The 4,877-nt window shown below is 55.2% G+C and carries 6 protein-coding genes and 1 pseudogene; 2 read left to right on the top strand and 5 right to left on the bottom strand.

Annotation, left to right across the window (positions count from 1 at the left end; translation table 11 throughout):
- Positions 1-276 precede the first annotated feature (276 nt).
- A complete protein-coding gene (locus ABJK70_RS20220; RefSeq protein ID WP_086133419.1) occupies positions 277-477 on the bottom strand; it encodes a hypothetical protein in 201 nt (66 codons plus the stop codon).
- A 334-nt stretch (positions 478-811) separates the two neighbouring features.
- On the bottom strand, positions 812-2,020 hold the full coding sequence (locus tag ABJK70_RS20215; RefSeq protein WP_347258905.1) for an ATP-binding protein: 1,209 nt from the start codon (positions 2,018-2,020) through the stop codon (positions 812-814).
- Positions 2,021-2,245: 225 nt separating this feature from the next.
- Between ABJK70_RS20215 and ABJK70_RS20210 the strand changes: the two genes are divergently transcribed.
- Positions 2,246-2,545 (top strand): hypothetical protein, encoded by a 300-nt coding sequence (locus tag ABJK70_RS20210; RefSeq protein ID WP_347258904.1) that lies wholly within the window; start codon positions 2,246-2,248, stop codon positions 2,543-2,545.
- Positions 2,546-2,670: 125 nt separating this feature from the next.
- Here the strand turns inward: ABJK70_RS20210 and ABJK70_RS20205 are convergent, their stop codons facing one another.
- The 3 genes from ABJK70_RS20205 to ABJK70_RS20195 all read right to left on the bottom strand — a co-directional run bounded on the left by ABJK70_RS20205 (position 2,671) and on the right by ABJK70_RS20195 (position 4,338).
- Positions 2,671-3,321: an RES family NAD+ phosphorylase gene (locus ABJK70_RS20205; protein ID WP_347258903.1), complete on the bottom strand. Its 651-nt coding sequence runs from the start codon at positions 3,319-3,321 to the stop codon at positions 2,671-2,673.
- Complete coding sequence (locus ABJK70_RS20200; protein ID WP_347258902.1) at positions 3,321-4,094, bottom strand: hypothetical protein; 774 nt, start codon at positions 4,092-4,094, stop codon at positions 3,321-3,323. Before ABJK70_RS20200 ends, ABJK70_RS20205 begins: the two co-directional genes overlap by 1 nt.
- A 100-nt stretch (positions 4,095-4,194) precedes the next feature.
- A complete protein-coding gene (locus ABJK70_RS20195; RefSeq protein WP_156882015.1) occupies positions 4,195-4,338 on the bottom strand; it encodes a hypothetical protein in 144 nt (47 codons plus the stop codon).
- A gap of 106 nt (positions 4,339-4,444) precedes the next feature.
- Here ABJK70_RS20195 and ABJK70_RS20190 point away from each other — a divergent pair.
- Positions 4,445-4,877: pseudogene (locus ABJK70_RS20190) on the top strand (hypothetical protein); the annotation flags it as partial.

Below are 4,877 nucleotides of genomic sequence, written 5' to 3'. Positions count from 1 at the left end.
AAGCGCAAGGCCGGAACAACCCCGCCGCCGATAGCGGCCGTCGAATAACCTTTGGGCCCCAGGGGGTCAATTTTACTTCGACGAGAAACCCTCAAAAGGGGTCACTTTTCAGTCGGCGTTGACAGGTGATGCGCGAACCCTATCAAATAATAGCTATCTGAAGGTGTTTCGGATAAGCGATCAGTAGTTGGTTGGTCTGGAAAGTATTTTTAGATCCGCAAAAAAAATCCCAGCACCGAGGCTGGGATTTTCATGAGGTCGATTGGAATCGACAGATTACATCGACTCGCATAGGGTATCCCGCTTTTTGCTTAGGTTCGGAAGCGCTCGGCGAATTACCACGCCAAGACCTACGGCCACCAGCAGAACCAGCGGAAATTCAACGACCGCAGACGCGATCACCATTAACACGAAAAAGCCAAGAGTCGCGATCAGCACCAAGAATGGGATGATCGCAAGAAGCAATAAAATGTGCATATTAGTCTCCATAGTTTGATCTACGGAAATAATCATAGCTGAACTCAGCTATTTGTGTAACGAAAATTTGTATAAATTCAGGAAACAAATCGGCTCGTAGTCATTCATAAGGCTTCGCCATGAAAACAATAGCGGATGGCTTATGTCTTGGGAGGCGACGGAAGGCTGATTTGTAGACGTTAGGAATTGATCCGACCCGGCCAGAGCATTTCGCTTCAGTATGAGGGGCCGGAGGAGATCCGGGAAGCGGAGTAGGGGAGTGACGTCAGTGCGTCATGGCAAGATCAGGTCGATCTTGGCGAGTTGAGCGATTGAACATTTTTTTATCCGGGACTTATGTTTGCCTCCTGTGCTTATTCGGTCGATCGAATTCAGGCATGACGCGGAGCATAAATTCATCGAAAAGTGGTACGGTAAAAGTCATGTCGCCATGGGAAGGGCTATAGACCATCCCTTTTTTGATAAGGCTGGCCCGCACCGGACCGAGGGTGGTAATTTTTACCTCCAGTAAATCGGCGATATCCGCCGTTCGATAGGGGCCGGGGCCAAGCTCAGCCATGGCGCGGAGATACTGCTTTTCCCGGGGGGTAAGGCGATCAAAGCGTACCCGAAAGAAATTTGCATCAAGGCGTTTAGTAACCAGATCCGTTGTCTCACGTACATCTTGAAGGTTAATCGGTGACACCTGCGCATGATTCCATGACTGATAACCCCATTCTTGAAGAAAGTATGGATAGCCTTTTGTCAGCCGAAAAATTTCATGCAGTGCATCCGAATCAATGGATTCTCCTGCATTTATAATTGGGTCACGAATCGCCTTGGCAGCATCTGATTCTGCAAGGGGCCCGACATCAGGGAAATTGAACAACCGCTCGGCGTAGGATTTGGATTCACCGGCCAATCCCGGAAGAATTGGCAGTCCAGCCCCGACCAGTACCAGAGGAAGCTTACGCTGCTGCATTTTGTGCATAGCCATAATCAAGGCGCTCAGCTCTTGCGAGTTGAAATATTGAATTTCGTCAATCAGAATCGATATAGCTGTGCGGCGTTCATCCGCTGCCTCGGCAACCGCCGTAAAGAGATTTGAGAGATCGACTTCCAAATCACCGCTGTCGGCAGCACCTTGTTCCGGCTCGATATCCAGTCCGATTTCGACGTCTCCCACCGTAATCTTGATTCCACTGATAAAGCTTTTGAGCACTCCTATCCCTCGACGAACCTTGTTACCATTCCCGGCGATCCGGTCCAGATCAAAAAGCAGACGACGCAGATGAGGGGCTAGAAGCAATGCCAGAGATTTATTTTCATGAGCCTCGATTAGGATAGTTCGATATCCCTCGCCTTGGGCCATCCGTTCCATTTCGTTGAGGAGTACCGTTTTTCCCACACCGCGCAGCCCGGTTATCAGAAGACTTTTCTCGGGGCGCTTCGCGAGCACTCGGCCGAAAAGGACCTGAGCCTGCTCCAGGATACTGTCGCGACCTGCCAGTTCCGGCGGTGGAGAACCCGCTCCAGGAGAAAATGGATTCCGAATTCTGTCCATGGCGCCTCTCATTTATAGGAAATTATTCATAATTATACGCCTGGCATCGTATAAATACGAATAAAATCCTATAGAATCCATTCCTTCACCAGGAACCGCGCGGCGGCGGGCTTCTCGCATTGGCCTTGCCGACGGCTTTAGCAAGCGTGTTCTTCGGTCGCTGCGCTGATGTCAGATACACGTCGGGTGCTACGGTCGTACAGGACGGAATCTTGAGATCGAAATATGGGGCCGATCGGGGATAAGGGCGTGGCCCGGTTCAAGGCCACCAATATGCTGACCGGCCAGAGCCTTTCGCTTGTCTACGAGGGTCCTCCCCGATTCGATGTGCCGGTGGTCTGCGGCTTTTACCAGCCTCTGCAGAGCATCTGGCCGAAGCTAAAGAGCTGGATCGATTCGATCCCCACATCTGTACTATGCCTTACAGGCGTGGAATCTCATTCCGGATTGAAGGGTGCCGACCCCATTGGGAAGTCGGTTCGACGCCGACTGTTTGGCGTCAAAAAAGAGAAGGCAGAACAATAGTGTTGGGGGATGGGGAATCTGCCTTCTCGAAGGGCTGTATTAGATCGAGATGGATGTCGAATAGTAATAGTAATAAGGAAGAGTCCCTAACCCTTGGCCCCGGTCAAGGAGGCGCCAGTTGTGGCTCATGGCAAGATCAGATCGATCTTGGCGAGTTGAGCGATTCTAAGCAACTCGATGAACATCTTGCCCTCGAGCAGGGCTTGTGAGGGGGCCGTCGAATAAAGCTCGGCGCCCACGCGGTCGCCGAAGACGACGAAGCACTGGGCTTGGTCGTATTGGCGAGACACCCAGATCAGGCCATCGACCGTCCTCGGGTGACGATAAAAGGTTTCGCTCCAGCGCCGAGTGTCCGGATAATGGGTGGCATTGGATTCGATCAGCGCCACGCGAGTAATCGGAATCCGCGCTCCGCCCAATCCAAATCCCCGAAGGTCCATCAGTGTGAGGTCTCGGCGAACGGCCACCTGAGAGACCATGAGATCCGTCAGGCTGGCGGTAAAGACCCGGCGCGCCCGAAGCTCCTGATCACCGGCGGGCACGAAGCGGAACACGGATTCCGACAGGGCGCCTTCCAGGCTATCCGCCCCATAAAGCGTGGGCACGATGCGGCCATCGACCACCAGTGGAGAAAATCGAGCCTGCCCCGCACCACTCGCATTGAATTGATCCGGCGCATATCGGCGCGGGTGAACTCTGAAAAAAGGCCGGTCGGCCGGCCAGGTCGCGATCAGCGGATCGAGGTGTTCGGGCGGCGGCGGTTCCGGGAACCGCATTAACCCGGAAATTCGGAGAGTTCGTGGTCGAGCGCCGCAATCACCGCTTCGGGATGGTCATCCATGAGCGACATGGGGGTGCGCTCATCCAAAAAGCTGTTCGGCGTCACGAACCAGAAGGCCAGGCTCCAGCCTTCGAGTCGTCCCTTGGCGTGCGCCAGGATCTCTTTCATGATCGGCTTGGGATGTCCCGTTTCCGGATCGAACTGAAAGGCCGGATACCACTGTTCGCCGCGGAAGTCGACGGCAAACACAAGCCCTTTGGCTTTCAGTCGATTGGCGCAAGCCGCTCGGTTTTTGGCTTCCGAGGCATTCAGATCGGCCACGTCTTCGCTGTTCAACAAGCCGGGATCACGCGCGAATTCGGCGCGCAGCCGAGCGTTTCGGATAACGTGGTGCGCCAAACTCTCCTGTGTGTAGAGTTCCGGCTTGTCTTCCAGAAACCGGAGCGTTGCATCGATAGTGTCCCAGCGCTTTTGCTCAGCCGCCTCCGGCGCCTCATCCGTCAGGCGCTGATAGAGGGCGTCACGGGCAGCCTCGTTATCGAAAAACAGGGTGAGCGGGAAAAGGGGTGATTGACTAGGCGGTTCGGATGCAGAAGGCTTCTGGGCTTTCGAAAACCGGCCGCTGTGATCTCGAACAACCCACTGGCCGCGCGCCGCCAGTGAGGGTTTGGTGCGCGGCTCGATATCGACGGCCACCACGCTCGAGAGCACCGGTCGCTCGCGCCGGGGTCTCTTTTTCGAGGGGCTGTCTTTGCAATGGGAGGTCATGGCTTTGATGATCCAAATGATCGTTAAACTATTTTAGACCATTCTCACCGGGCGTCTAGTTCCGGTAGGCCCATTCATCGAGCTTGGCGAAGCGATCGTGTTAAGCCGTATTGATGATGCCCGGCAGGAATTTGACCCGACATGCGCCAAAAAGTGTCTTCCCTTGATGATTGTCGATCAGATCCATCGACAGGCGGCTTTTCTTCAGAATTCGACTGCCGCCCAGTCTTAGGTTCAGCAACATAACCGTCATCAAGTTGTAACGGGGAAGCCTTACCCTCCGCTCGCAACATCGCATAACCCTCACCAACCGGCAGTATCGCTATTTCGACTCAACCGGTCCGCTCCCAATGATTCGCGCCCTACCGATTCGCCCATTCCGCGGCGGCTGGCCCCGATATCTCAGCCTGCCGATGCGGTTTTTGCTGCTTTACGGCAGCCTGCAGTGGCTGTACCAGGACGCTCGCGGCGGCCCGCTGGAGCGGCTTCTCATCGATACGCTCACGGTGCGGCCGAGCGCCGCCCTGATCGATTGGCTGACCCCCGGCGAACGGGTGATCGCGGAGGGGCACCGATGGGTCTCGCCCTGGGCCCGGCTGAACGTCCTGAACGGCTGCGAAGGCACCGAAACCCTGCTGCTCCTCGTCGCCGCCTTGCTCGTTTTTCCAGCCCGCCTCCGACACAAACTCCAGGGGCTGTTAGGGGGAAGCCTGCTGATCTACACGCTCAACCAGACCCGCATCGTCGGACTCTATTACGCCCTGCGCCACGACCGGGACAGTT

The sequence above is a fragment of the Methylocaldum sp. genome (assembly GCF_039794385.1).
Taxonomy (GTDB): domain Bacteria; phylum Pseudomonadota; class Gammaproteobacteria; order Methylococcales; family Methylococcaceae; genus Methylocaldum.
This window is presented reverse-complemented; position numbering and strand designations above follow the sequence as displayed.